Source organism: Massilia endophytica, from assembly GCF_021165955.1.
GTDB classification, from domain to species: domain Bacteria; phylum Pseudomonadota; class Gammaproteobacteria; order Burkholderiales; family Burkholderiaceae_D; genus Rugamonas; species Rugamonas endophytica.
In genome coordinates this window covers 150,048-176,449 of record NZ_CP088952.1, presented here as the reverse complement: position 1 = coordinate 176,449, position 26,402 = coordinate 150,048, and the positions used below count along the sequence as shown (strand labels likewise).

Genomic DNA, 26,402 nt, shown 5'->3' with positions numbered 1-26,402 from the left:
CCATGTTCGCCATCGCACTGTTCGAAGCGCGGCAGCGGCTCAAGCTGCTCTCGACCTGGGTTTATTTCGCCCTCTTCTTCGGCCTCACCATGCTGTGGATGGCCGCGGCGGGCGGCGTGTTCAAGGAAGTCTACGTTGTCTTCGGCAGCAAGATCCTGATCAATTCCCCGCGCTCGGTGATGTTCACCGTGAGCTATATCGCCAGCGTTGGCGTGATTGTCGTCGCCGCCATGATGGGGCGCTCGGTCCAGCAGGACTTCGAGTACGACATGCACCACTTCTTCTTCAGCGCCCCCATACGCAAGTACCAGTACATGCTGGGCCGCTTCCTCGGCGCCTGGGCCGTGCTGGCCTTCGTGTTCTCCAGCGTGATCTTCGGCGCCATGCTGGGCGCCTGGCTGCCGGGCATCGACCCCGAACGCATCGGCCCCCTGGTGCTGGAGGCCTATGCCATTCCCTACCTGATCACGATCCTGCCGAACCTCTTCATCTTCGGCTCCATCTTCTTCGTGCTGGCCGCGCTCACGCGCCGCATGCTGCCGGTGTACGTGAGCAGCGTGGTCATGCTGATCGGCTATATCGCCGCCCCCAGCCTGGCGCGCGACCTGGACTTCAAGACCCTGGCGGCCCTGATCGACCCCTTCGGCAATGCCGCCGCCATCCGCCTCACGGAATACTGGCCCATCGCCGAGCGCAACGCCCGGCTCGTGCTGCCGGAAGGCGTCTACCTGCTGAACCGCCTGATCTGGTCCTCGATCGCGCTGGTGGCGCTGCTCCTGGGCTACTGGCGCTTCCACTTCGTGGGCACCATCGACAGCGGCGTGCATGCCGCCCTGGGCGAAGGCGAGGTCCCGCTGCGCATGACGGCCGCCGCCGCCGACACCACCGAGGAGCCGGACTTCCAGCGCCGCAGCCTGGGCGCCCTGCTTCTTACGCAGGTGTGGCTGAACCTGCGCGAAACCGTCAAGAACGTGTACTTCGTGGTGCTGGTGCTGGCCGGTGTGCTCATCATGTATGTGAGCTCGCTCGACATGGGCTCCATGTTCGGCACCGTGACCTATCCCGTCACCTACAAGGTGCTGGAGCTGGTGAGCGAAACCTTCGCCCTCTTCATGCTGGCCATTACCACCTTCTATGCCGGAGAGCTCGTGTGGCGCGAGCGCGAGCACCGGATGGCCCTCATGCTGGATGCGATGCCTGTCCCGAGCTGGCTGCCGCTGCTGGCCAAGCTCTTCGCCCTGATCGGCGTGCAGGCCCTGCTGATGGTGGTGGTGATGCTGTGCGGGATGTCGATCCAGGTCTTCCGCGGCTACTTCAACCTGCAGCCGGAACTCTATCTGCAGACGCTGTTCCTGATCCACCTGCCCTACTACATGCAGATTGCCGTGCTGGCGATCGCCGTGCAGGTGCTGGTCAACCAGAAGTACCTGGCCTACTTCATCATGATCATCTACTACGGGGTGACCATCACGCTGGCCACGCGCGGCCTGGATCATCCGCTGGTCATGTACGCCGTCACGCCGCCGCTGCATTACTCGGACATGAACGGCTACGGCCACTACCTGCTGCGCGAACGCTGGTATGAGCTCTACTGGGGCGGCGCGGCCCTGATGCTGGTGGTGCTGTCCAATATCTTCTGGCCGCGCGGCGCCAACAGCGAGTGGCGCACCCGCCTGCAACTGGCGCGCCACGCCCTCACCGCTCCCGTGCTGGCCAGCTTCGGCATCGGCCTGCTGTTCGTGCTGGGCGCGGGCGGCGTGGTGTACTACAACCTCAATATCGCCAACGAATACAAGTCCACCTTCCGCCGCGATGCCCTGCGCGCCGACTACGAGCGCAAGTACAAGGCCGTGGCGGACGTGGCCCAGCCCCGCATCGCGGATGTGAAGCTGAACGTGGACATCATGCCCGAGCAGCGCAGCCTGGCGGTGCGCGGGCGCTACCTGCTGGAGAACCGCAGCGGCAAGCCGGTGAGCACCATCTACGTGCGCCAGGATCCGGACGCCGACATGCGCCCGCTGCGCTTCGGCGCGAAGACCCGCCTTTCGCTGAACGACAAGGAACTGGGCTTCTACAGCTACACCCTGGCCACGCCGCTGGCGCCGGGCGCGAAGCTGCCGATGGAATTCGACATCTCCTATACCCCGAAGGGCATCCTGGGCCTGGGCAAGGATACGCCCGTCATCGCCAACGGCACCTTCTTCAACAGCTCCGTGCTGCCGCACATCGGCTACCAGGAGGACGCCGAACTGCGCGACCCGCGCGACCGCAAGCGCCACAACCTGCCCGCGAAGGAGCGCATGCTGGGCCGCGACGACCCCAAGGGCCTGGCCAACAACTTCCTGGGCACGGACGCGGACTGGGTGACCTTCGACGCCACCGTGAGCACGAGCCCCGACCAGATCGCCGTGGCGCCGGGGACGCTGGAAGGCGAATGGACCCGCAACGGCCGCCGCTACTTCCACTACAGGATGGACAAGCCCATCCTGAACTTCTACGCCTTCCAGTCCGCCCGCTACGCAGTGAAGCACGACTGGTGGCAGGACGTCGGCGTGGAGATCTACTACCACCCCGGCCACGAGTACAACCTGGACCGCATGATGGCCGGCGTGCGCAATTCGCTGGACTACTACAGCAAGAACTTCGGTCCCTACCAGCACAAGATCGTGCGTATCGTGGAGTTCCCGCGCTACCGCAAGTACGCCCAGTCCTACCCCAACACCATTCCCTTCTCGGAAGCGATGGGCTTCATCGCCAAGGTGGACGACAAGGACGCGAAGGATATCGACTATCCCTACTACGTGGCGGCGCATGAAGTGGCGCACCAGTGGTGGGGCCACCAGCTGGTGGGCGGGAACACGCGCGGCGCCACGGTGCTCAGCGAAACCCTGTCCGAATACTCGGCGCTGATGGTGATGAAGAAGACCTTCGGCCCCGATCGCATGCGCCGCTTCCTGCGCTACGACCTGGAGATGTACCTGATGGGCCGCGCGGTGGAGAACAAGAAGGAACTGCCGCTGGCGGACAATGAAGACCAGAGCTACATCCACTACCGCAAGGGCAGCCTGGCCATGTACCTGCTGCAGGACATCATCGGCGAAGGAAAGATCAACACGGTGCTGAACGAGCTGCTGAAACGCTACTCCTACAGCACCGGCCCGTATCCGAGCGTGACAGTGCTGGTGGATGCCCTGCGCAAGGTCACGCCGCCGGAGCAGGCCTACCTGATCGATGATCTGTTCAACAGCATCGTGCTGCACGATAACCGGGCGCTGTCCGCCACCTCCCGCAAGCGCGGCGACGGCAAGTACGAGATCACGCTGACAGTCCATGCCTCCAAGCTGCGCGCGGACGAGCTGGGGGCGGAACAGGAAGTGCCGATGAAGGACCTGATCGACATCGGCGTGGACGACAAGGATGGCAGGCCCCTGCTGCGCGAGCGCAAGCTGATCTCGCAGAAGGAAAGCACTTACACCCTGGTGGTGAACGGCCGTCCCGCCAAGGCGGGCATCGATCCGGACAACAAGCTGATCGACCGCAAGCCGAACGACAACATGATCAAGGTCGAATAGCGTTAGGCCGCGTACAGAGCGTTCCGCCGGGGACGCCTAAGCTGTTCTCCTGATGACCGAACAGGAGAACAGCATGGGCATTCTGAGCAATATCTTCCGGAAGATCTTCCCTTCTTCGCATCCCGCGGTGGCGCAAACGCAGGCTCCCGCGCCCCAGCCTGCGCCAGCGGCGGCAGCCCCCGCGCCTGCCGGCCCGGCGCCATCGCCCTCCACGCCTCCTTCCGCCATGGAACAGGTGGACGTGGAAGCCATTCTCAACGCCAAGGCCCAGCAGGCAGGCCAGCCGCTGAACTGGCGCACCTCGATTGTCGACCTGATGAAATTGCTGGACCTGGACAGCAGCCTGCAGGCACGCAAGGAGCTGGCCCAGGAACTGCACTACACGGGGGATATGGGAGATTCGGCCAAGATGAATATCTGGCTGCACCGGCAGGTGATGAACAAGCTTGCCGCCAATGGCGGCAAGGTTCCTGCGGATTTGAAGGACTAGCTTACGCCGCCAGGCGAAGCGGCGCGGCGTTGCGCGCAATGCGTGGCGCCGCATCCGCCAGCTTGAATACGCTGACGATGCGCGCCAGCGATTCCGCCTGGTCCTGGAGCGAGGCCGCAGCGGCCGCCGCCTCCTCCACCAGCGCCGCGTTCTGCTGCGTCACGCCATCCATGTCGGCGATGGCCTGGTTCACCTGCTCGATGCCGCCGCTCTGCTCCACGCTGGCGGTGGTGATCTCGCCCACGATATCGGTCACGCGGTGAATGCTGTCCACCACTTCGCCCATCGTGAACCCGGCCTGCTCCACCAGCTTGCTGCCCGCGCCCACCTTCTCGACCGAGTCGTTGATCAGCACCTTGATCTCCTTCGCTGCCGCCGCGCTGCGCTGCGCCAGGTTGCGCACCTCGGAGGCCACCACGGCAAAGCCACGGCCCTGCTCCCCGGCGCGCGCCGCTTCCACCGCCGCGTTCAGCGCAAGGATATTGGTCTGGAAGGCGATGCCGTCGATCACGGAAATGATGTCCACGATCTTGCGCGCGGAAGCATCGATGGATTCCATGGTCTGCACCACCAGCCCCACCACGTCGCCGCCGCGCACGGCCACTTCGGAAGCCTGCTCCGCCAGCTTGTTGGCCTGGCGCGCATTGTCCGCGTTCTGTTTCACGGTGGAGGTCAGCTCTTCCATCGAGGACGCAGTTTCCTCCAGCGCGCCCGCCTGCTGCTCGGTGCGCGATGACAGGTCCATATTCCCCGCGGCGATCTGCGCCGAGGCGGTGCTGATGCTCTCGGTGGTGTTGCGCACTTCGCCCACCACGCGGGCCAGCCCGTCGTTCATGGTGCGCAGGGCGCGCAGCAGGCGGCCCGTTTCGTCGCGGCTCGTTGCCACGATCTCGCTGCGCAGGTCGTTGGCGGCCACGGAACAGGCGATTTCCACGGCGCGGTTCAGGGGCACCACGATGCCGCGCGTCAGATACCAGGCGCTCAGCGCGCCGAAGGCCAGCACGGCGACGCCGAAGGCGATCAGGAAGCTGCGGTTGTCCTGGTGGATCTCTTCCACGTGCTCCGCCTTCGCGTCGATGGTCTTGCGCTGGATATCCAGCATGGCCTTCAGGGCGGCCATATAGGCTTTGCCGTCCGGCGTGAAGCGCTTGTTCAGCTGCTCGTCCGCCTCTTCCAGCTTGCCTTCCTTCTTCAGGCCCACCACGCTGTCACGCGAGGCGATGTAGCGCTTGCGCGCCTCGCCGATGGCGGCGAAGGCCTGCTTCTCCGCTTCCGTCGCCAGCAGCGCCTCGACATTCTTCTGCAGGCCGTTCACTTCGCGGGTGGAGGCTGCCGTCTCTTCGGCAAAGAACGCGCCCAGCGAAGGATCGCTGCTTTTTGCAATGGCGGAGGTGCGGCGCACGCTGGTGTGGATCAGGCGATACCAGTCGCTGACCATGCGCTCCTTGGCCAGCGGCTGCTGCATCATTTCGCGGGTGGCGTCCGCCACGGATTTCATCTGCCAGATGCCGATAACGGTCATCAGCGTCATCAAAGCCAAAACAAGGCCGAAGCCCGCCGCAAGGCGGGTGCCGATTCTGAAGTTGTTCATGGTGTGGGATGCGGGTGCCCGGCTGGATGCAGGGGGCAAACGCCTAAAAGTTGCCGTATGGAACTATTAGTTTACCACAGCCATTTTTATTTTGCGCTGCAACAATGGCAAGCTGTCGCGTAATCAGGACGTATACGGCTTATAGCGGTCGCCCAGGCGCTGCGCCAGCAAATCCTGCAGTTGACGCAGGAACAAGGGGCTCATGCGGGCCAGGTAGGCCTGCTTTTCGCCCTCGGCGGTGACGATGCGCAGCTGCCAGGCGGCGGCGCGGCGCAGGCCCGGCGGCACCAGCGTGGCGCTGCGGATCTCGGGCAGGAGGACGCTCCAGTTGTTCGCGGCGCGCAGGCCGCTGACGGACAGGCTGTCGCCATCCAGCCGCAGGCGCGTGGTCTTCATCAGGAGCCACACATGCAGGGCAATCAGCGGGAAATAGGCGGCGGCCCAGATGGTGGCGTTGGGACGCTGGGCCAGCATGCTGACGAAGATGATAACGAGGGCGGCGATAACGACGCCGGACATCAGGTAATTGCCGTGATCGAAATCCGGCTTGGCTTGAGTATTCATGCCCGCATTCTACCTGCCGCCAGCGCATGCTGTACCATCTGGCACATGAAAATCCTGACCACCTTCATCCTCGGCCTGCTGATGGCCGCCAGCAGCTGGGCTGCCAATCCCACCTTCGGCCAGCACGGCATGGCGATGTTCGGGGGCCGCGACGGCATCTACGCCGCCCACCTGCCCATGTTCCATGCGCCGCACGACTACCAGGTGCTGCTGCGCCTGCGCATGGACGACTCCACCATCGACAAGCTGGTGAAGGCGCGCCTTGACGGCAAGACGGCCCTGTGGACCATCGCTCCCGAAAACTTCGAGCTGGACCGCCTTGCGCCGCGCGCCGCCCGGCCCCTGAAGTCCTTCCGCGCGGACCTGGTGCTCGGCCACTTCGAACAGGGCGGCAAGACGCAGTACAAGAATGTGACGGTGCAGGTGGAAGAGGTTCTGCTGTTCCGCCGCCTGTCGCCGGAACCGCACCGCAGCGCGCAGTCGCGCTACTTCCAGGTGGGGAGCGGAACGCAGCGCTTTCTCGTGAAGGAGATCGACAGCCGCCCTGACTTCGACCACATCGTGGCCTTCCGCGCGGCCAGCGGCACAGGCAATGCATCCATTACGGTGCCGAAAACGGCGCTCGACCAGACGCCTCCCAGCGCGCTGGCAGCCGCGCTGAAACTGCCGCCCGATGCCATCGGCGGCACGGTCTACTACTATCTGGACGACCTGCGCTGACTCACTGCCAGTTCATGAGCGCCGGCGGCGCCAGCAGCGCCAGGGCCAGCACGAGATAAATCAGCTGCAGGGGAATCATCCATTTGGCCCAGGTCAGCCAGGGGATGCGCGCCAGCGCCAGCACGCCTACCGTAATGCCGGAGGTGGGAATCATGGGCGTGGTGAATTCGCCGAACTGGTAGGCCAGGATGGCCGTCTGGCGCGTGACGCCGACCAGGTCGGCCAGCGGCGCCATGAGAGGCATGGTCAGCGCCGCCTGCCCCGTTCCCGAGTGGACGAAGAAATTGATCACGGACTGGATGCCGAACATCTTGTAGGCCGCGAACACGGGCGATGAGGATGCCACCAGCGGCGTGAGGCCGTGCAGCATGGTGTCGATGATGTGAGCATCCCGCGCCAGCACCATGGTGCCGCGCGCCAGCGCGATCACCAGCGCGGTGCCGACCAGGTCGCGCGCGCCCTGCACGAACGCTCCCACCGTTTCGTCGGTCGTCAGCTTGCCCAGCAGGCCCGCGAGAATGGCCATGACGAGGAAGAGCGCTGCAATCTCCTCGATGAACCAGCCGAATTCGATCACGCCGAACACCATGGCGCCCAGCGTTGCCGCAAAGAGCCACAGCACCAGCTTGTGCCGCAGCGTCATGCCCGTAAAGCCGCTGAAGTCGATGCCCCCTTCCGCGCGCTTTTCCTGGTCCAGCGCGTAGGTTGGGCTGAGCGTGGGATGGCGCTTTACGCGGGCGGCGTACCACATCATGAACAGTACCGTGGCCAGCGTGGCAATGAACCACACCAGCACGCGGTAGCCCATGCCCGAGAACACCGGCACACCGGCGATGCCCTGCGCAATGCCGACATTGAATGGGTTGAGGAAGGCGGCGGCAAAGCCGACCTGGGAGCCGAGGAAGGGGATCGACACGCCCACCACCGAGTCGTAGCCCAGCGCCAGCGCAAGCGGCACAAAGATGAGGATGAAAGGAATGGCCTCCTCGTTCATGCCGAAGGTGGCCCCGCCCAGCGAGAACAGGGTGATGAAGACGGGGATCAGCGCCGCCCGCACGAACGGCGAGCGGGTATGGGCCTTGGCGATCGACTTGATCATGGCGTCGATGGCTTCGGTCTTGTGCAGAACATTGAAGGCGCCGCCGACGATCAGCACAAAGCCGATGATGAGGGCCGCTTCGGCAAAGCCCTTGATGGGCGCCATCATCAGCGCGGCCAGACCCTGCGGGTTGCTGGCGATGTAGCGGAAGGTGGAGGGATCGACGACCTGCTTGCCGTTCACCAGGTGGGTATCGTACTTGCCGCCGGGGACCAGCCACGTCGCCACGGCGATCATGGCCAGGATCAGGAACAGCAGCACATAGGTGTTCGGCAGCTTGAGTTTTTTCATAGGCTCAACAGGTTCCCGGATCGGAATGGCACGGCGCCGGCCACCTTGGCCACGTTCATGCCGCGGATGACATAGCGGTGCGACAGGCGGGTGAAGAGCACGCCGTCCACGCCGGAGCGCAGGGTGGTGGTCTCGCCCGTGAAGGGGTCGATGATGTCGGCCACGGCGTCGCCCACGGACAGCTTCTCGCCCAGTTCGCGCAGGTAGACCAGCATGCCCGCATGCGGCGCGTCGATGCGTTCCGTCCCTTCCAGCGGCGTGGGTGCCGAGATCGGCGCTGGCAGCGTGAAGCTGTCCATCTCGACGATGCCCTGCAGGGAGAGATAGCGCAGGATCGCTTCGGCGTCGGCGCGCGCGGATTCGTAGTTCACCGACACTTCGCCGCGCAGCTCCACGGTGGCGGCGACGCAGGCGGGCGGGATCGGGATGGATGGACCAAAGTGCTCGGCCAGATCCCACCACAGGCGGCTGCAGGCTTCGTCGAAAGGTTCGCCGCCTGCTGCCGTGGTGTACAGCGTGGCATGCGACTGTATGAGGGCCGCCAGCGGCTCGATGGCTTGGCGCAGCGGCGTTCCCGCGTAGATGTGCAGGGCGGCTTCGAGGTCGCAATGGAGATCGAGCACGATATCGGCGTCGATGGCCATGGCCAGCAGGGCTTTCTTCAGGGTCGCCGTGTCGGAATGCGGCTGCCATGCGGCGGTGAGGGCGCGCAGCTCTTCGCGGATCAGGGCCACGTTGGCGTCGGCGTCGGCGCCCAGGCGGCCTTGCAGGCGCTCCTTGAGCTGGCCGGCGTAATGCGGGTAGCTGCGGTTGAAGTTGATGCCGGTGCTCAGGTCGTAGCGCCCGAAGGGGCGTTCGTTGATGACCTGTCCGAGACCGATGGGGTTTGCTGCGGGAACCAGGATGATCTCGCCCTTCACCTTGCCCTGCCGGTCCAGCTCATTCAGGCGGCTGCGCAGCTTGTGAGCCACCAGCATGGCCGGGACTTCGTCCGCGTGGAGGGAGGCCTGGATGTAGGCTTTGCGGCCGCCGGGGGCGCCGTAGTGGTGGCTGGTGAGCTGGAAGCTTACGGGGCTGTGGGGGGCGGACAGGGGATGGGTGATCGTTTGCATGACTTATCCCTCGTTGCGGACTGTGTTCGGTGGCGGACTGGGACACCGGGGACAGACCCCGCATGGGGTCTGTCCCCTGCCCGTCATTCCGCTGCGACCGTCTTTTTCGCTGCTGCTTTCTTCGCCGGAGCTTTCTTCGCCGCGGCCTTCCTGGCCGCAGGCTTGGCTTCGGCTTCTTCCTTCGGCGCTGCCGCGGCCTTGCCCTTCGCGGGCGCCTTGGCCTTGCGCTCTTCGAACTCGAAGCTGATCTTGCCGTCCTTGCCCTTCACCAGGAAGGCCTTGAACGGACGGCGCGTGCGCTGCGAGATGAAGCCCGGCAGCAGGTCCGTCTTGCCTTCGTTGAGCAGCTTGGCCATCTGCTCCGGCAGGATCTCCTGCTGCAGGATGATGCGGCCGCTGCGGAAGTCGCAGGTCTTCGGCTTGGCCACGCTGTGCTCGCACACATAGGCCAGGCCCATTTCGTACACGCCGCCATTGCATTTCGGGCAGGGGCCGAGCGGGGTCTGGCCGGTGAAGTCCACGCCTTCGCCCTCTTCGCCTTCCTCGTCGTTCTGGCCGAAGTCGAATTCGAGCTTGAAGTTGTTGATGTCCTCGTCGCGCACAATGCGCAGGATGGCCGCGAACGGACGCCCCATCTTCGAACGGAAGCCCTGCAGCGGGCCGATGGTGCGGTTCTTCAGCAGCTCTTCCACCTCGGCGATCTCGAACTGGCGGCTGCCAGGCGTTTTGCTCATCGAGAATTCGCACTTGGTGCAGGCGAAGCGGCGATAGTTTTCCTTCACCACGCCGCCGCAGTTCGGGCACGGCGTCACCAGCGTCGCATAGTCGCCGGGGATGGTGTCGTTGTCGTATTCCTTGGCGCGCTTGACGATAATCTGCGTCATCTGCGCGATCTCGCGCATGAATTCTTCACGCGAGATCCGGCCCTTCTCCATCTGCGAGAGCTTGTACTCCCACTCGCCGGTGAGCTCGGGTGCGGTCAGTTCGTTCACGCCCAGGCCGCGCAGCAGCGTCATGAGCTGGGAAGCCTTCGCCGTCGGAATGAGCTCGCGGCCTTCGCGGATCAGGTATTTCTCCCCCAGCAGGCCTTCGATGATGGCGGCGCGCGTGGCCGGCGTGCCCAGGCCCTTGCCTGCCATCGCGTCGCGCAGCTCGTCCGAGTCCACCAGCTTGCCCGCGCCTTCCATGGCGGAGAGCAGCGTCGCTTCCGTGTAGCGTGCGGGCGGCTTCGTCACCAGGCCGTTCGGCGTGACCTTCTCGGTCTGCACCTTCTCGCCCTTCGCCACCGGCACCAGGGTGCCACCGCCCTTCTCGTCGTCCGCCGCGGCATCCTTGCCGTAGATGGCCATCCAGCCCGGATTGGTCATCACCTTGCCTTCGGTCTTGAACTGGTGGCCGGAGACTTCGGTGTAGCGGGTGGTCACCTGGAATTCGGCGGCAGGGAAGAACACGGCCAGGAAGCGGCGCGTGACCAGGTCGTAGAGCTTCTGTTCAGGCTCGGACAGGCCCTTGGGGACCACGCCGGTCGGGATGATGGCGAAGTGGTCCGAGATCTTCGTGTTGTCGAAGATGCGCTTGTTCGGCTTCACCCAGCCCTTGTCCAGGATCTGCTTGGCGAACTGGTTGTAGTTGTTGCTGTCCTTCAGGACCTCCAGCGTGGACTTCACCGTGCCCAGATAGTCTTCCGGCAGATGGCGCGAATCGGTACGCGGATAGGTCAGCACCTTGTGCTTCTCGTACAGCGCCTGCGCCAGGCCCAGGGTGTTCTTGGCGGAGAAGCCGAAGCGGCCGTTGGCCTCGCGCTGAAGGCTCGTCAGGTCGAACAGGGCCGGCGCCATGGAGGTGGTCGGCTTCGACTCCTCGGTGACGGTGCCGGGCTTGCCCTTGCAGGCCAGCGCGATGGAGTCGGCGGCGGCCTTGCTCCACAGGCGCTCGGCGCGCTTCTCGGGGTCGGTCTCGTCCTTCTTGAAGTTAGTGTCCAGCCAGCGGCCCTCGTACACGCCCGCGGCGCACACGAATTCGGCGCGCACTTCCCAGTAGTCGCGCGGCACGAACTTCTTGATCTTGTCTTCGCGCTCGACCACGATGGACAGGGTTGGCGTCTGCACGCGGCCCACGGTGGTCAGGTAGAAGCCGCCCTCCTTCGAGTTGAAGGCGGTCATGGCGCGGGTGCCGTTGATGCCGATCAGCCAGTCCGCTTCAGAGCGGCAGCGCGCGGCGTCCGCCAGGGGCAGCATCTCGTCGTCGCTGCGCAGATGGGCGAAGCCCTCGCGGATGGCGGCGGGCGTCATGGACTGCAGCCACAGGCGTTTGATCGGCTGCTTGGCCTTGGCGTTCTGCGCGATCAGGCGGAAGATCAGCTCACCCTCGCGGCCCGCGTCGCATGCGTTGATCAGGGCGGTGACGTCCTTGCGCTTGATCAGCTTGTTGAGCACCTTCAGGCGGCTCTCGGTCTTCGCGATGGGGTTCAGCGCGAAGTAAGGCGGGATCATGGGCAGGTGGGCGAAGCTCCACTTGCCGCGCTTGACGTCATACTCCTCCGGGACCGCGATCTCCAGCAGGTGGCCCACGGCGGAGGAAAGAACGTATTCGTCGGATTCAAAGTACTCATCGTGCTTCGTGAAGCCGCCAAGCGACTTCGCGATGTCGTTCGCGACAGAGGGCTTCTCGGCAATGATGAGGGTTTTGCTCATTTTTATGAATTCTCGCTTGCTTTAGGGTGGTATGGCAGCCGCATGATACATGGATTGCATGGCTTACCAAAGGTTTCCACAATCTTGCCGTCTGTATAGTATTGTCAAAGGGCCAATAATAAGCGCGCTTCCCGCGATTCCGCAAGCGGACAGCACAAAGCGGACGCCGGTAGCGGGCGCCATGTTGACTTGTTGTCAATAAGGGAGGATTAATGCAGCAGGCGGGGAGCCTGGTCTTCATCCGAAGCGAAGAGGTCGTCGAACATGAGGGCGTCCGGCTCCATGCCCTGGCTCCACAGCAGCATCAGGACGATGATCTTGAGCTTGCCGAGGTTGACGGGCGCTTCTTCCAGCGCCAGCGCACGTTCGATCACGATCTCGCGCTGCAGCGGCGAGAGCACCTTGGCGCTTTCCAGGAACAGAATGAAGCCGATGGCCTGGGAACCCAGCACGTCCTTCTCTTCATCCACATAGAAACGCGTGCCCGTCGACGAGGCCGTCAGCGTCTGCTCGACACCTGCGAGCGCCGTCAGGTCGTTGAGCCATACCAGCGCTTCGGAGATTTCCACATCGTCAAAGCCAACGGCCGATAGCTTCTTGGCCAGTGCCGCCGGTTCAGGGCAGGCCTCGGGACGATAGTAGGTCTCGTAGAGGTAAACAAGGATGTCGAACATGGCTCTACTCTATCAGCATCGCTCGGCGCGGCACAAGTCCCGCACGCTTGCCTTAACGCTTCAAACGGCGGAATGCGCCGCCCGGCAAGCGCTCCACGAGACCGGCCAGTTCCAGAGCGAGCAGCGAGGCTTGCGTGGCCGCCGCATCGAGCTGCAAATGGGTGGCCAGTGCATCGGCCGTATGCGCGTCGTAACTGAGGACATCCAACAACACATGGGCCTTGCGTTCAAGTTCTTCCGTCAACATTGTTTCGCGCGGACGGTCCTTGATGCCCAGGCCATGTAACACATCGTCCACCGTTTCCACCAAAGCCGCGCCTTCGCGCAGAAGCTGATGACAACCCTTGCTCAGCGTGGCATGAATGGAACCGGGAATGGCAAACACCTCACGGTTCTGGGCGGCGGCACTGCGCGCCGTGATCAGCGATCCCGAGGCCGCCGCGGCTTCCACAACGAGCACGCCGCGCGCCAGGCCGCTGATGATGCGGTTGCGGACGGGGAACTGCCATGCGCATGGCGGCGTACCGAGCGCGAACTCGCTGACGATGCAGCCCTGCTCCGCAAGCTGGTGAGCCAGTTCGCGGTGGGCGGCGGGATAGATGCGGTCAATCCCCGTCGCCATCACCGCCACCGTGCTTGCCCGTCCGCGCAGGGCGCCCCGGTGCGCGGCGGCGTCGATGCCGCGTGCCAGGCCGGAGAAGACAGTGAGCCCAAAGTCCGAGAGGCTCTGCGCAAAATGCTCCGCGTTCAATTTTCCTTGCAGCGATGCGTTGCGCGCGCCGACGATGGCGATGCCGCGCGCAGCCAGCAGCTGCGCGTCGCCTTTTATATGAAGCAGCAAGGGCGGATCGTCGGTCTGGCGCAGGAGCGCCGGATAGGCGGGATCGTTGAAGGTGAGCAGCGTGTTGCCCGGCTTCGCCGCCCATTCCACTGTGCGCGCAGCCAGGGCACGCAGCTCGTTGCCAGGCTCGGCGCAAAGGCCTCGCGCCTGCTCGTGGGTAAGTGGTGGAAGGCCGGCATTGTCTTCGACGGCCTGATGTTCGGCCAGCGCCTGCTGCACGGCGCGCGGAGAACCGAAGCGCCGCACCAGCGCAACCGCCGTGCGGCGGCTCACGCCAGGGCTGCTGCTGAAGCGCAGCCAGGCCGCGAGTTCTTCGGCGTCCTGGCTGGCATGTTGGGGAGAATCCGTGGCTTGCACGGCGTCGCTCACTCCGCAGTTTTAGCGACGTCGCCAACCTCCACCGGTTCCGTCACCTGCATGATCAGGCCGTAGGAAACATGCTTGAACACGCGGAAAATAAACAGGCTGCCCACTTCCTCGTCCGGCAGCTTGACCTTGGGCTGCCCCAGGTTGTGCCAGCCCTTGCTGGCGCCCGGATCGGCAACCGTCTGCCCACGATGGTACAGCTGCAGCACGGAGCCGACATCGAGTCCGTCAAGCTTTCCGCGATTGATGCTCACAACCTGGTTCTGGCCAGCATGGGTCACGCCGTTGTAGATGGCGAGCACGCGCGCGTCCACCTGCACTTCGGGCGGATGCGGCACATAGTTCTGCATCGGCATCGGCGGCGCCTGCATCAAGAGGTCGCCCTTGCCCATCTCCTCCTTGGCGCTGGCCACGGTGAAGGTGTGCACGTCCGTGCCCGGCTCCGCTTCCTTCTGCAGCTTCAGGGTGCCCAGGTAGAAGGCCTCCTGCGCCACCACCGCCTTGGTGACGGGATCGCGCAGCGGCTTGCCGGGACGGAAGACCTGGAAGGAGGTGCCGCCATTCAGCTTGCCCCGTACATAGGCCTTGTCGCCCTTGCCGATGAAGACATGGTTTTCCTGGGTGGCGATGATGCGCGGCGCGTCCTTCAGCTCATCGCCTTCGACGATCAGCGGTTCAGTCAGGAAAGGTTCGATGGCGCCGCTGGGAATGGACTTCACGGCATCCTTGCCCAGGCCTTCCATGCGCAGCTGGGGCGACAGGCGCATGCCGGAGGGGTCCCCCGCTCCGCCGCCGTCCGCGCCGATGCGGTTGCCCAGGCGCAGGCGGCCCGCCTTGCGGTCGAAGTAGATAATCTGGCCGGGATAGATCCAGTGCGGGTTGGCGATCTCGTCGCGGTTCATGCCCCACACCTGCGGCCAGCACCAGGGCTTTTCCAGGAAGGCGCCCGAGATGTCCCACAGGGTATCGCCCTTCACCACCACGTGCTGGTCCGGCGCATTGGGCTTGAACTCGCAGCGCATCTCAGCCAGCGCGGGGCTGGCCGCAGCAGCGGTCAACAGGGCCGCCGCGAACAGGCGGGGGCCGACTGTGTTAAAATTTTTCATGAAATCATCCGTTACGTGCGGCATCCCGGCGGGCTCAAAGCCTTGCCGTACTGAATCAAATTCTGCCCATATTACCCATAACTAGCAAGAGAAACCACGCGGCGCTGCCAGCCGCATCTGTTGCATTTTTGTGGTGGGCCGAAAGCGGTTCGGCAACACTCTTATCAAGTCACCAAGCACCGTTGTATGGCTAAACTGAATATTCTCCGCTACCCCGATCCGCGCCTGCACAAGGTCGCCCAGCCCGTCACCGTGTTCGACGAGCGCCTTGCCACGCTGGTGGCCGACATGGCTGAGACCATGTACGACGCGCCGGGCATCGGCCTGGCCGCCACCCAGGTGGACGTGCACGAGCGCGTGCTCGTGATCGACCTGAGCGAAACCAAGGACGCGCTCCAGGTCTTCATCAATCCCGAGATCCTGTGGGCCAGCGAAGAGCGCAAGGTGTACGACGAGGGCTGCCTCTCCGTGCCCGGCATCTACGACGACGTGGAGCGTCCTTCGAAAGTGAAGGTGCGCGCGCAGAACGTGAAGGGCGAGTTCTTCGAACTGGATTGCGACGAGCTCATGGCGGTGTGCATCCAGCACGAGATGGACCACCTGATGGGCAAGGTCTTCGTCGAGTACCTGTCGCCACTGAAACGCAACCGCATCAAGACCAAGCTGCTGAAGGAAGAACGCGGCATGGAGCGCGAGAAGTCGCTGCGCGCCGCCGGCCGCCGCTGATACGTCAGAAGGGGAGTCGATGAAAGTGATCTTTGCCGGCACGCCGGAATTTGCCGCCGTTGCCTTGCAGGCCCTGCATGAAGCAGGTTTCGAGATTCCCCTGGTGCTGACCCAGCCCGACCGCCCGGCCGGGCGCGGCATGCAGCTCCAGCCCTCCGCGGTCAAGCAGTACGCCGTGGCGCACGGCATTCCCGTTGCGCAGCCGCTTTCGCTGCGCATGGACAGCAAGGATCCCCAGCGCGCCCAGGAGGCGAAGGAAGCGCACGAACTGCTGCGCAATACCGGTTATGACGCGATGGTGGTGGCGGCCTATGGCCTCATCCTCCCGCGCAGCACCCTCGACATCAAACCCTGCATCAATATCCACGGCTCGCTGCTGCCGCGCTGGCGCGGCGCGGCGCCCATCCACCGCGCCATCGAGGCGGGCGATGCGGAAACCGGCGTCACCATCATGCAGATGGAAGAAGGCCTCGACACGGGCCCGATGCTGCTGATCGAGCGCACGCCCATCGGCCCGCAGGACACCACCGCCACCCTGCACGACCGCCTGGCCGCCATGGGCGCGCAGATGGTGGTGAAGGTCCTGCACAAGCTGGAACAGGGCATCGTGGAAGCCGTGCCGCAGCCCGAGGCAGGCGTGACCTATGCGACCAAGATCGCGAAGGAAGAGGCGAAGCTGGACTTCAGCCAGTCCGCCCGCGAGATCGGGCGCAAGATCCGCGCCTTCAACCCCTTCCCCGGCGCGCATGGCACGGTGGACGGTGTGGCCGTGAAGCTGTGGGGCGCCGAGGTGCTGGACGCGGGCAGCGATGCGCCTGCGGGCAAGGTGCTGGCGGCCGATGCGCAGCACGGCATCGTGGTCGCCTGCGGCAGCGGCGCCCTGCGCCTGACGGAGCTGCAGAAGCCGGGCGGCAAGCGCCTGCCTGCGGCGGAGTTCATCAAGGGCTTCGGGCTCGAGGGCAAGCGATTCGAGTAACTGAGGCACAGGGGACAGACCCCGGATGGGGTCTGTCCCCGAAAGCGCAGTCCGCCACCGAACACAGTTGCCGGACTTCGTTCGGTGGTCGACCTCCGTCTTGTCGCTACGCTGGCCATGCAGTAAGCTGGCGGCACGCAAACTTCTCCCTGACATCTATGGACCAACTGGCAGCGCTGCGCGCACTGCGCCGCGTCGTGGAGCTGGGCAGCTTTACCGCTGCGGCCGATGCCATGGGCATCTCGCACACCATCGTCTCGCGCCAGGTCCGCCAGCTGGAATCCCATCTCGGCGCCCAGCTCCTGAACCGGACCACACGCCGCTTCGCCCTGACCGATGCGGGCCGCGACTACTACGAGGCGAGCCGCCAGATCCTCGACGCGCTCGACGAGGCGGACCGCAACGTGGGCCGCCACCAGGCCCGCCCTTCCGGCACCTTGCGCATCAATGCTCCCATGGCCTTCGGCGTGCTGGAGCTCTCGAACTGGCTGCCTGAATTCATCGCCCAGTATCCCGAACTGCATGTGGACCTTGTGTGCAACGACCGCATCGTGGACCTGATCGAGGAAGGCTTCGACGTCGGCCTGCGCCTCACGCGCGAGCTGCCCGACTCCACCCTCGTGGCGCGCCGCCTGGGCAGCAGCCGCACCATGCTGGTGGCCAGCCCGGCCTACCTGAAACGCCACGGCCATCCCGCCACGCCGGACGACCTGGCCCGGCACAACTGCCTCACCTACACCCAGGTCGCTCGCCCCAACGACTGGAATTTCGCCATGCCGGACGGCAGCCGCAAGACGGTGACCGTCAAGGGCAGCTTCCAGGCCAATACCGGCATCGCCCTGCGCGGCGCGGCCGTGGCGGGCATCGGCATCGCCACCACGGCCTCGTTCATCGTCCAGCCGGAACTGGACCGGGGCGAGCTCCAGGAAGTGCTGCCCGCCTACCCCATGAAACCGCGCGAACTCTACGCGCTCTACCCCCAGAACCGCCACCTCTCGCCGAAGGTCAGGGCCTTCGTGGACTTCGCTGTGTCCATTTACAACAAACCCTGACAAGGACAAACGTTTCCAAAGCCCGAAAACCGGGACATTTGCCCATTTGTTGCACGTTAGCTGACAAACGCCGCACGTTCTCCGCTACGCTGTGACAATTGGTGAGTTTTCACGAGAGACTCATCTCCTACAAAAAAAACAATTTTTGGAGAGACAAAATGGACATGATCAGACAGGTAGGGGTAGCCCGCCGCCTGGGCATACTCGTTGGTATTTTTCTATTCGGCTTCGGCCTGTTCGGCGTGTGGTCCTTCAAGACCACGCAGGAACTGGCGGTCAACGGCCCGCTGTACGGCCGCATCGTTCTCGGCAAGGACGTCATCGCGGACATCCTGCCCCCGCCTGAATTCGTGATCGAGTCCTATCTCGCCGGATACCAGCTGCTCGAAGCGCAGGACCAGGCGCGCAAGGATGCACTGGTGGCGCGCATGCAGAAACTCAAGGCGGAATACGACGAGCGGCACAAGTACTGGGAACAGCAGGTGCTGGACAAGGACATCGCCGAAGGCATCCTGCAAAAGACCCATGCCCCCGCGCTCGATTTCTACAAGGCTGTCTTCAACGAGCTGATTCCGGCCGTGCAGAAGAGCGACCAGGAAGCGGCCCATGCGGCCATGGCCCGCGTTTCGAAGCACTATGCCGCCCATCTGTCCCAGGTGAACCAGCTGGTGGATATCACTGCCAAGCGCCTGGCGGAGGACGAAGCGCTTGCGCGCGAACGCATCAGCACCGCCAACACGCTCATGATCGCGATGTTCGTGCTGTCGGTAACTGGCGGCGTGGTGGTCTCCATCCTGATCGCGCGCAGCATCGTCACCCCGCTGCACAAGGCGGTGGAGGCGGCGCAGGCCGTGGCCAACGGCGATCTCGCACAGCAGCACGACGATCACGCCGACGACGAGGCGGGCCAGCTGATGCAGGCGCTGGGCGAAATGAACCGAAGCCTGAACCAGAGCATGGCGCGCGTCAGCGAAGCCTCGCACACCATCGCTTCCGCCTCGACGCAACTGGCGCAGGGGAATATGGACCTGTCGTCGCGCACCGAATCCCAGGCCAGCTCGCTGGAGGAAACGGCGGCGGCGATGGACGAGCTGACCAACGCCGTCAAGAAGAATGCGGAGAACGCCTTCCAGGCCAGCACCCTGGTCGAGGGCACGGCGGACGTGGCGCGCCAGGGCGGCGAGGTGGTGGAAAAGGTGGTGCTCACGATGGAGCAGATCAAGCAGAGCTCCAGCAAGGTGGTGGACATCATCAGCGTGATCGACAGCATCGCCTTCCAGACCAATATCCTGGCCCTGAATGCGGCCGTGGAAGCGGCGCGCGCTGGCGAGCAGGGACGCGGCTTCGCGGTGGTGGCTTCGGAAGTGCGCAACCTCGCCCAGCGCTCGGCCTCCGCGGCCAAGGAAATCAAGGCCCTGATCGGCACCTCCGTCGAACATGTCAACGACGGCGCGAGCCAGGTGGCAAAGGCGGGCAGCACGATGGCGCAGATCGTGGACTCGGTGGAACGAGTGACGCAGATCATGAACGAAATCGCCAGCGCCAGCCAGGAGCAGAGCCACGGCATCGAAGAAGTGAACCGCGCCGTCTCGCTCATGGACCAGACCACGCAGGAAAACGCGGCCCTGGTGGAAGAAGCGGCGGCCACCGCCAGCAGCTTGAGCGAACAGGCCCGCATGCTGCAGGAAGCGGTGAGCATCTTCAAGCTGGCCGCCGCCGCGGCGCCCCAGCAGCTGGCGCCTGCGCGCCGCGCCGCTTCCCTTCCCCTGCGCGTCAGGTCAGCATCTTACTGACGGCGCGGAACTGCTGCGTCAGCCCGCCCCAGCCCCAGGCTGCGGGACGGGCATCGTCGATGTGGACGTAGCTCACCTCATGCAGCTCGCCCAGCAAGGCGGCCATGTCGCGGTAGACCGCCGCGATATAGGCCGCCTTTTCGCTGGCCGTATTGGTTTCGTCGCTGATCTTAATGTCCAGGAAGAAGGTCGCCTTCTTCTGGGCAGCCAGCGAGTCGCCCACATACCAGTGCGCGGGATCGGCATAGTGGACCGCAATGGAGGTCAGCGCCGGCGCCTTGTGCAGGATGCCTTCCGTGTGTTCCTTGAGGATGGCGGCGACTTTATGGGACGGCACCGTATCCGGGGTGCCGCTGACGGTGATGTTCAGGATGGGCATGGCCTTACTCCTTGACAGGCAGGTTGATGATCGCTGCGGTGGGCAGCACTTCGGCAAAATTGTCGGACAGCGCGGTGAGGGTTGCTCCGTGCAGCACGGCGTGGCTTACCACGCCGCCGTCCCAGCCCTCGATATCGCGGGTGGCGCAGGCATCCGCCGCCAGCAGCACGCTGTAATTGCGGTCGCCGAACTGGCGGGCGTCGCGCACTGCCGTTGACACGCACATATGCGTCATGAGGCCGGACACGATCAGGGTCTTCACGCCCATCGCCCGCAACTGGGCATCCAGATCGGTGCTGGCAAAGGTGCTCACGGTGGTCTTGTCCACCACATGGTGGTGAGGTTGCGGCGCCAGCTCGGGATGGATCTCGGCCATGCGGCTGCCCCGGGCGAAGATCGGCCCGCCGACGGCGCCCTGGTGGCGCACGTGGAAGACCGGAATGCCGTGCCGGTCCGCATGGCGCACCAGCGCCAGCGCGTTGCGCAGCGCCCCCATGCCGTCCGGGATGGGCAGGCGGCCGTCGTAGTACTCGTTCTGGAAGTCGATCAGCACCAGGGCGGTGCTGGCCGGGTCGATGGCGGCGGCGGGCTTGGCGCCGCCGATGCTGCGGATGGTCTGTGTCATGGCATGCTCCCTGTGAATTGCGATGGGTGCATGGTAGGTCCGGCAGAGCGGCGGGGGTAGCCGTCCGGCGGCACATGATTTGTGCATTTTTCGCACAGATGCAGGCGCCATGGGCCACAGGTATAATTTCAGACCCGGCAAAAGAAAGTATCAAATGACTAAGACTGCGACCCGTCCCGCCTCCAAGACCGAAGCGCAACTGCGCGAGATCCTCGCGCGCCGCATCATGTTCCTCGATGGCGCGATGGGCACCATCATCCAGCAGTACAAGCTGGACGAGGAGGCATACCGCGGCGGCCCCAATGGCCGCTTCATCGGCTTCACCGCGCCGGAAGGCAGCGGCGCCCGCGAACTCTTCGTCAAGGGGAACAATGAGCTGCTCACGCTGACGCAGCCGCAGGTCATCCAGGAGATTCACGAACGCTACCTGGCCGCCGGGGCCGACCTGATCGAAACGAATACCTTCGGCGCGACCTCCATCGCGCAGGACGACTATCACATGGCCCACCTGGCCTATGAGATGAACGTGGAGGCGGCCAAGCTGGCCAAGGCCGCCGCCGCGAAGTACAGCACGCCGGACAAGCCGCGCTTCGTTGCAGGCGCCCTCGGCCCGACGCCGAAGACAGCCTCGATCTCGCCGGACGTGAACGACCCGGGCGCGCGCAACATCACCTTCGACCAGCTGGTGGCGGGCTACCACGAGCAGGTGCGCGGCCTGGTGGACGGCGGCGCCGACCTGCTGCTGGTGGAAACCATCTTCGACACGCTGAACTGCAAGGCGGCGCTCTTCGCCATCGACCTGTACTTCAGCGAACACCCGGAACGCGAGCGCCTGCCCCTGATGATCTCGGGCACCGTGACCGACGCCTCGGGCCGCATCCTGTCCGGCCAGACCGTGCCGGCCTTCTGGAACTCGGTGCGCCACGCCAGGCCGCTCACCATCGGCCTGAACTGCGCGCTGGGCGCGGCCCTCATGCGCCCCTATGCCGAGGAGCTGTCGCAGATCGCCGATACCTTCATCTCCATCTACCCGAACGCCGGCCTGCCCAACCCCATGAGCGATACGGGCTTCGACGAGCTGCCTGCCGATACCTCGTCCCTGCTGCGCGAGTTCGCTGAGGCGGGCTTCATCAACGTGGCGGGCGGCTGCTGCGGCACCACGCCGGACCATATTGCCGCCATCGCCGCCCTGCTCAAGGACGTGAAGCCGCGCGCCGTGCCGGAGATTCCGGTGGCGCAGCGCCTTTCCGGCCTGGAGCCCTTCACCATCGACGACAGCTCCCTTTTCGTGAACGTGGGCGAGCGCACCAACGTCACCGGCTCCAAGGCCTTCGCCCGCATGATCCTGAACGAGCAGTACGACGAGGCCCTGTCCGTCGCGCGCCAGCAGGTGGAGAACGGCGCACAGGTCATCGACATCAACATGGACGAAGCGATGCTGGACTCGCAGGCGGCCATGACCCGCTTCCTGAACCTGATCGCCTCCGAGCCCGACATTTCGCGCGTGCCCATCATGATCGACTCGTCCAAATGGTCGGTGATCGAGGCGGGCCTGAAGTGCGTGCAGGGCAAGTCCATCGTGAACTCCATCTCGCTGAAGGAAGGCGAGGAGGAATTCGTGCGCCAGGCCCGCCTGTGCCGCCGCTACGGCGCCGCCGTGATCGTGATGGCCTTCGACGAGAAGGGCCAGGCCGATACCTATGAGCGCAAGATCGAGATCTGCGCCCGCGCCTACAAGGTGCTGACCGAGGTGGTGGAGTTCCCGCCCGAGGACATCATCTTCGACCCCAACATCTTCGCCATTGCCACCGGCATCGAAGAACACAACAACTACGCCGTGGACTTCATCAATGCCACGCGCTGGATCAAGGAAAACCTGCCGCACGCGAAGATCTCGGGCGGCGTGTCCAACGTCTCCTTCTCCTTCCGCGGCAACGATCCGGCGCGCGAGGCGATCCACACCGTCTTCCTCTACCACGCCATCAAGGCCGGGATGACGATGGGTATCGTCAACGCGGGCATGGTGGGCGTGTACGACGACCTGCCCGCCGAGCTGCGCGAGCGCGTGGAGGACGTGGTGCTGAACCGCCGCGAAGACGCCACCGAGCGCATGATCGAATTCGCCGGCACGCTCAAAGCGGGCGGCAAGCAGGAAGCCGCCAACCTCGAATGGCGCGAAGCGCCCGTGGAGAGGCGCCTGGCGCACGCCCTGGTGCACGGCATCACCCAGTTCATCACCGAGGACACCGAGGAAATGCGCCAGCAGGTGGCGGCATCCGGCGGCCGACCGATCAATGTGATCGAGGGCCCGCTGATGGACGGCATGAACATCGTCGGCGACCTGTTCGGGCAGGGCAAGATGTTCCTGCCGCAGGTGGTGAAGTCGGCGCGCGTGATGAAGCAGGCCGTGGCCCACCTCATTCCCTTCATCGAAGAGGAAAAGCTGGCCGAGGAAAAGCGCACCGGCATCGTGGCCAAGCCGAAGGGCAAGATCGTGATCGCCACCGTGAAGGGCGACGTGCACGACATCGGCAAGAACATCGTGTCCGTGGTCCTGCAGTGCAATAACTTCGAAGTGGTGAACATGGGCGTGATGGTGCCCGCCTCCGAGATCCTGGCGCGCGCAAAGGTGGAGAACGCCGACATCATCGGCCTCTCGGGCCTCATCACGCCTTCGCTGGAAGAAATGGCCCACGTGGCCAAGGAAATGCAGCGCGACGACCACTTCCGCATGATGAAGATCCCGCTGCTGATCGGCGGCGCCACCACCAGCCGCGCCCACACGGCGGTGAAGATCGCCCACAACTACGAGGGCCCCGTGGTCTACGTGCCGGACGCTTCGCGTTCCGTGTCCGTGGCCCAGTCCCTGCTTACGCCGGAACAGCGCGAGAAGTACATCGAGGAAGTGGAACAGGACTACGCCCGCATCCGCGAACAGCATGCGAACAAGAAGGCGCTGCCGACCGTGACGCTGGCGGCGGCCCGCGCCAACAAGGCAAAGCTGGACTACGCGCCCGTGAAGCCCAAGTTCATCGGCCGCCGCGTGTTCAAGAACGTGGACCTGGCCACCATTGCGCAATACATCGACTGGGGCCCCTTCTTCCAGACCTGGGACCTGGCGGGCCCCTACCCCGCCATCCTGCAGGATGAGGTGGTGGGCGAAGCGGCGCGCAAGGTCTTCGAAGAAGGCCAGGCCCTGCTCAAGCAGATCATCGACGGCCGCTGGCTCACCGCCAATGGCGTGATCGCCCTGCTGCCGGCGAACAGCGTGAACGACGACGATATCGAGATTTACACCGACGAGTCGCGCTCGCAAGTAGCCTTTACCTGGTACGGCCTGCGCCAGCAGGGCGTGCGTCCCGTGGTGGACGGCGTGCAGCGCCCGAACCAGGCGCTCTCGGACTTCGTGGCGCCGAAGGAGTCGGGCAAGCAGGATTACGTGGGCATGTTCGCCGTGACGGCGGGCCTGGGCATCGAGAAGCACGAGAAGCGCTTCGAGGACGCGCACGACGACTATTCCTCCATCATGCTCAAAGCCCTGGCCGACCGCCTGGCCGAGGCCTTTGCAGAGTACCTGCACGAGCGCGTGCGCAAGGACCTGTGGGGTTATGCGGCCGGCGAACAGCTGAGCAACGAGGCCCTCATCAAGGAGGAGTACGCGGGCATCCGTCCGGCGCCGGGCTATCCGGCCTGCCCGGAGCATACGGTGAAGGCGGACATGTTCAAGGTGCTGCAGGCGGAAGAGATCGGCATGCAGCTGACCGAGTCGTTTGCCATGTATCCCGGCGCGGCGGTGTCCGGCTTCTACCTGGCGCACCCTCAGTCGAAGTACTTCAGCATCGGCAAGATCAACGCGGACCAGCTGGACGACATGGCCGCCCGCCGCCACGTGTCCAAGGACGAACTGGAGCGCTGGCTCGCGCCGAACCTGTAAAGCCAGCGGCAGAGGGGACAGACGCGGACGGCGAGTCCCTGGTTTCGGCTACGCCGAAAGCAGGGTCTGTCCCCTCTGCCACGGAACCTTCCGAGAAAAGTGCAGTCCAAGCAGGACTCACTTCACAAGGAGGGCATCATGGTAGAAATTCGCATGTTGAAACGCTGGCAGGATGAGCTGATCCTGCTGCTCGGCATCTGGCTCTTCCTGACGCCGTGGATCTTCGCCTACACCATCCCTTCGCCGCACGCCTGGAACGCCTTCGTCTGCGGCCTCGCCATGGCGGTGCTGGCCGCCTTCGATCTCTACAAGCGCTACTTCTGGGCCGTGGTGGGCACCGTGCTGCTCGGCCTGTGGGTAGCCCTGTCGCCCTGGGTGCTGTTCGCGGGCTTCGACCACATCGCCATGATGTGGAATAACCTCATCGCCGGCCTGGCGGCGGCCATCCTGGCGGGATGGGAAATCGCGGTCGACCCTGCCCTGCACAAGTGGCCGGGCGCGGGCGCGGCCACCTGAGGGTTCAGCGCCGTTCGGCGCGGAACTTCCACAAGGCCAGCAGGCCGAAACCTGCGGCGAACGCCAGCTGCACGGCCGTGCAGCGCAGCGCGGCTTCCATGCCGAGGCCGCGCCACGTCATGGCGTCCAGCCCGTCGACCGCCCAGCGCGTCGGAATGACGATGGTGAGCGTCTGCATCCATTCGGGGAAGATAAAGGATGGCACCCATGCGCCGCCCAGCATCACCATGATGAGGGTAGCGAAGACGGCCATGCCGCGCGCCGCTTCCGGCGTCTTGCCGAAGGCGGCGATCAGCAGGCCGAAGGCCGCCGTCATGAGCGCAAAGCCCAGGCCCACCATGAGGAAGCCTGCGGGATTGCTGATCTCGACCTTGAAGATCAGCACGCCGCACAGGAAGATCGCCACCAGCAGGCCCAGTGCGATGATGGCGCCGGACAGCGCGCGCGCCAGCAGCACCTGGTTCAGCGTCACGGGCGCCGCGAGCAGCCGGTTCCAGATGCCCATGCGGCGGGCGAGCAGGATGCCGATGCCCAGGTCCACGCCCATGAAGAGAATGAACTGCACGCCCATGCCCGCGAAGGAATGGGCGTAGCCGTTGTACCTGGGTCCGGAGCTCAGGGCCTCGTCCTTCGTGTCGAAGGGCATGGAGAGGCCCGCCTTGCCGCCCGCGCCGCCCGCCGCAGCGGCCTTGCTGTCTTCCCTGGCCTGGAACTTCTTCAGGCTGCCCAGCAGCTCCGTCAGCTCCGCGTCGTCCTTGCGGCCTTCCATCTGCTGCAGGCTCTGGTCCGTGAAGCGGCGGCCCGTTTCGCCGTTGAACATCTCCGCGCTCACGGTCTGCATCACGTGCTGGGTGAGCAGGCCCTTGACCATGGCCAGCACCGTGGACTGCGAGGGGTCGTAGTACAGCGGCAGCTCGGGCTTGGCGCCCGCGCCGAACAGGGCGCTGCCCGCCCTCTCGCCGAAACCGGCGGGAATGACGACGGCCACGCCCAGCTTGCCGCTCTTCACGCGCTGCTGCGCCTCTTCACGGCTCATCTCGGCCACGCGCAAGCTCGTGTCGGCCTTCAGGCCGTCGCCGATCTTTCTGCCAACGGCCGAACTGTCTTCCTGCACGAGGCCGATATCGATCTTGCTGGTCTTGCTTTCGCCCGCGCCGCCGAAGAGGGAACCGAAGAAGGCTGCCAGCACGATGGGCATGAGCAGGTTCAGCATCAGGGCGCGCTTGTCGTTGAGGTAAAGCTTGAGATCCTTGCGGATCAGGGCAATCAGGGCTGTCATTGG

The 26,402-nt window shown here is 64.8% G+C and carries 20 protein-coding genes; 9 read left to right on the top strand and 11 right to left on the bottom strand.

Annotation, left to right across the window (positions count from 1 at the left end; translation table 11 throughout):
- The first annotated feature begins 2 nt into the window (after nt 1–2).
- Both LSQ66_RS00825 and LSQ66_RS00820 read left to right on the top strand, forming a co-directional pair.
- Nucleotides 3–3,572, top strand: a complete 3,570-nt coding sequence (locus LSQ66_RS00825) for an ABC transporter permease/M1 family aminopeptidase (protein WP_231767930.1) — start codon at nt 3–5, stop codon at nt 3,570–3,572.
- A 73-nt stretch (nt 3,573–3,645) separates the two neighbouring features.
- A complete protein-coding gene (locus LSQ66_RS00820; RefSeq protein ID WP_231767929.1) occupies nt 3,646–4,062 on the top strand; it encodes a DUF3597 domain-containing protein in 417 nt (138 codons plus the stop codon).
- A gap of 1 nt (nt 4,063) precedes the next feature.
- Here LSQ66_RS00820 and LSQ66_RS00815 read toward each other — a convergent pair whose 3' ends face one another.
- Nucleotides 4,064–5,653 carry a methyl-accepting chemotaxis protein gene (locus LSQ66_RS00815; RefSeq protein ID WP_231767928.1) on the bottom strand — a complete coding sequence of 530 codons (1,590 nt, stop codon included), beginning with the start codon at nt 5,651–5,653 and terminating at the stop codon, nt 4,064–4,066.
- 123 nt (nt 5,654–5,776) lie between these two features.
- Complete coding sequence (locus LSQ66_RS00810; protein WP_231767927.1) at nt 5,777–6,217, bottom strand: hypothetical protein; 441 nt, start codon at nt 6,215–6,217, stop codon at nt 5,777–5,779.
- Between the two features lie 45 nt (nt 6,218–6,262).
- Between LSQ66_RS00810 and LSQ66_RS00805 the strand changes: the two genes are divergently transcribed.
- On the top strand, nt 6,263–6,937 hold the full coding sequence (locus LSQ66_RS00805) for a hypothetical protein (RefSeq protein ID WP_231767926.1): 675 nt from the start codon (nt 6,263–6,265) through the stop codon (nt 6,935–6,937).
- 1 nt (nt 6,938) lies between these two features.
- Here LSQ66_RS00805 and LSQ66_RS00800 read toward each other — a convergent pair whose 3' ends face one another.
- From LSQ66_RS00800 to LSQ66_RS00775, 6 genes are all read right to left on the bottom strand, one after another.
- Nucleotides 6,939–8,327 carry a YfcC family protein gene (locus LSQ66_RS00800; RefSeq protein ID WP_231767925.1) on the bottom strand — a complete coding sequence of 463 codons (1,389 nt, stop codon included), beginning with the start codon at nt 8,325–8,327 and terminating at the stop codon, nt 6,939–6,941.
- Complete coding sequence (locus LSQ66_RS00795; protein WP_231767924.1) at nt 8,324–9,439, bottom strand: succinylglutamate desuccinylase/aspartoacylase family protein; 1,116 nt, start codon at nt 9,437–9,439, stop codon at nt 8,324–8,326. The genes LSQ66_RS00800 and LSQ66_RS00795 overlap by 4 nt, the downstream gene beginning before the upstream one ends.
- An 83-nt stretch (nt 9,440–9,522) precedes the next feature.
- On the bottom strand, nt 9,523–12,132 hold the full coding sequence (locus LSQ66_RS00790; RefSeq protein ID WP_231767923.1) for a DNA topoisomerase III: 2,610 nt from the start codon (nt 12,130–12,132) through the stop codon (nt 9,523–9,525).
- A 209-nt stretch (nt 12,133–12,341) separates the two neighbouring features.
- Entirely contained in the window at nt 12,342–12,806 is a 465-nt protein-coding gene (locus LSQ66_RS00785; RefSeq protein WP_231767922.1) for a DUF494 family protein, read from the bottom strand.
- Nucleotides 12,807–12,858: 52 nt separating this feature from the next.
- The gene (gene dprA, locus LSQ66_RS00780; protein ID WP_231767921.1) at nt 12,859–14,004 is read right to left on the bottom strand and encodes a DNA-processing protein DprA; all 1,146 of its coding nucleotides are present in this window, start codon (nt 14,002–14,004) and stop codon (nt 12,859–12,861) included.
- Between the two features lie 8 nt (nt 14,005–14,012).
- Nucleotides 14,013–15,119: a LysM peptidoglycan-binding domain-containing protein gene (locus LSQ66_RS00775; protein WP_231767920.1), complete on the bottom strand. Its 1,107-nt coding sequence runs from the start codon at nt 15,117–15,119 to the stop codon at nt 14,013–14,015.
- Nucleotides 15,120–15,305: 186 nt separating this feature from the next.
- Here LSQ66_RS00775 and def point away from each other — a divergent pair, with 186 nt between their 5' ends.
- From def to LSQ66_RS24650, 4 genes are all read left to right on the top strand, one after another.
- Nucleotides 15,306–15,845 carry a peptide deformylase gene (gene def, locus LSQ66_RS00770; protein ID WP_231767919.1) on the top strand — a complete coding sequence of 180 codons (540 nt, stop codon included), beginning with the start codon at nt 15,306–15,308 and terminating at the stop codon, nt 15,843–15,845.
- Nucleotides 15,846–15,864: 19 nt separating this feature from the next.
- Nucleotides 15,865–16,821 (top strand): methionyl-tRNA formyltransferase, encoded by a 957-nt coding sequence (gene fmt, locus LSQ66_RS00765; RefSeq protein WP_231767918.1) that lies wholly within the window; start codon nt 15,865–15,867, stop codon nt 16,819–16,821.
- Nucleotides 16,822–16,979: 158 nt separating this feature from the next.
- Nucleotides 16,980–17,873 carry a LysR family transcriptional regulator gene (locus tag LSQ66_RS00760; RefSeq protein ID WP_231767917.1) on the top strand — a complete coding sequence of 298 codons (894 nt, stop codon included), beginning with the start codon at nt 16,980–16,982 and terminating at the stop codon, nt 17,871–17,873.
- Nucleotides 17,874–18,031: 158 nt separating this feature from the next.
- Nucleotides 18,032–19,666, top strand: a complete 1,635-nt coding sequence (locus tag LSQ66_RS24650; protein WP_269449125.1) for a methyl-accepting chemotaxis protein — start codon at nt 18,032–18,034, stop codon at nt 19,664–19,666.
- Here LSQ66_RS24650 and LSQ66_RS00750 read toward each other — a convergent pair.
- Complete coding sequence (locus tag LSQ66_RS00750; RefSeq protein WP_231767916.1) at nt 19,647–20,045, bottom strand: tautomerase family protein; 399 nt, start codon at nt 20,043–20,045, stop codon at nt 19,647–19,649. The genes LSQ66_RS24650 and LSQ66_RS00750 overlap by 20 nt on opposite strands.
- A gap of 4 nt (nt 20,046–20,049) precedes the next feature.
- Nucleotides 20,050–20,670: a cysteine hydrolase family protein gene (locus tag LSQ66_RS00745; RefSeq protein WP_231767915.1), complete on the bottom strand. Its 621-nt coding sequence runs from the start codon at nt 20,668–20,670 to the stop codon at nt 20,050–20,052.
- Between the two features lie 154 nt (nt 20,671–20,824).
- Between LSQ66_RS00745 and metH the strand changes: the two genes are divergently transcribed.
- The gene (metH, locus tag LSQ66_RS00740) at nt 20,825–24,604 is read left to right on the top strand and encodes a methionine synthase (RefSeq protein WP_231767914.1); all 3,780 of its coding nucleotides are present in this window, start codon (nt 20,825–20,827) and stop codon (nt 24,602–24,604) included.
- A 138-nt stretch (nt 24,605–24,742) separates the two neighbouring features.
- Complete coding sequence (locus LSQ66_RS00735; RefSeq protein WP_231767913.1) at nt 24,743–25,120, top strand: SPW repeat protein; 378 nt, start codon at nt 24,743–24,745, stop codon at nt 25,118–25,120.
- A gap of 4 nt (nt 25,121–25,124) precedes the next feature.
- On the opposite strand, the gene LSQ66_RS00730 is transcribed toward LSQ66_RS00735, so the two are convergent.
- Nucleotides 25,125–26,399: an ABC transporter permease gene (locus LSQ66_RS00730; protein ID WP_231767912.1), complete on the bottom strand. Its 1,275-nt coding sequence runs from the start codon at nt 26,397–26,399 to the stop codon at nt 25,125–25,127.
- Between the last annotated feature and the right edge of the window lie 3 nt (nt 26,400–26,402).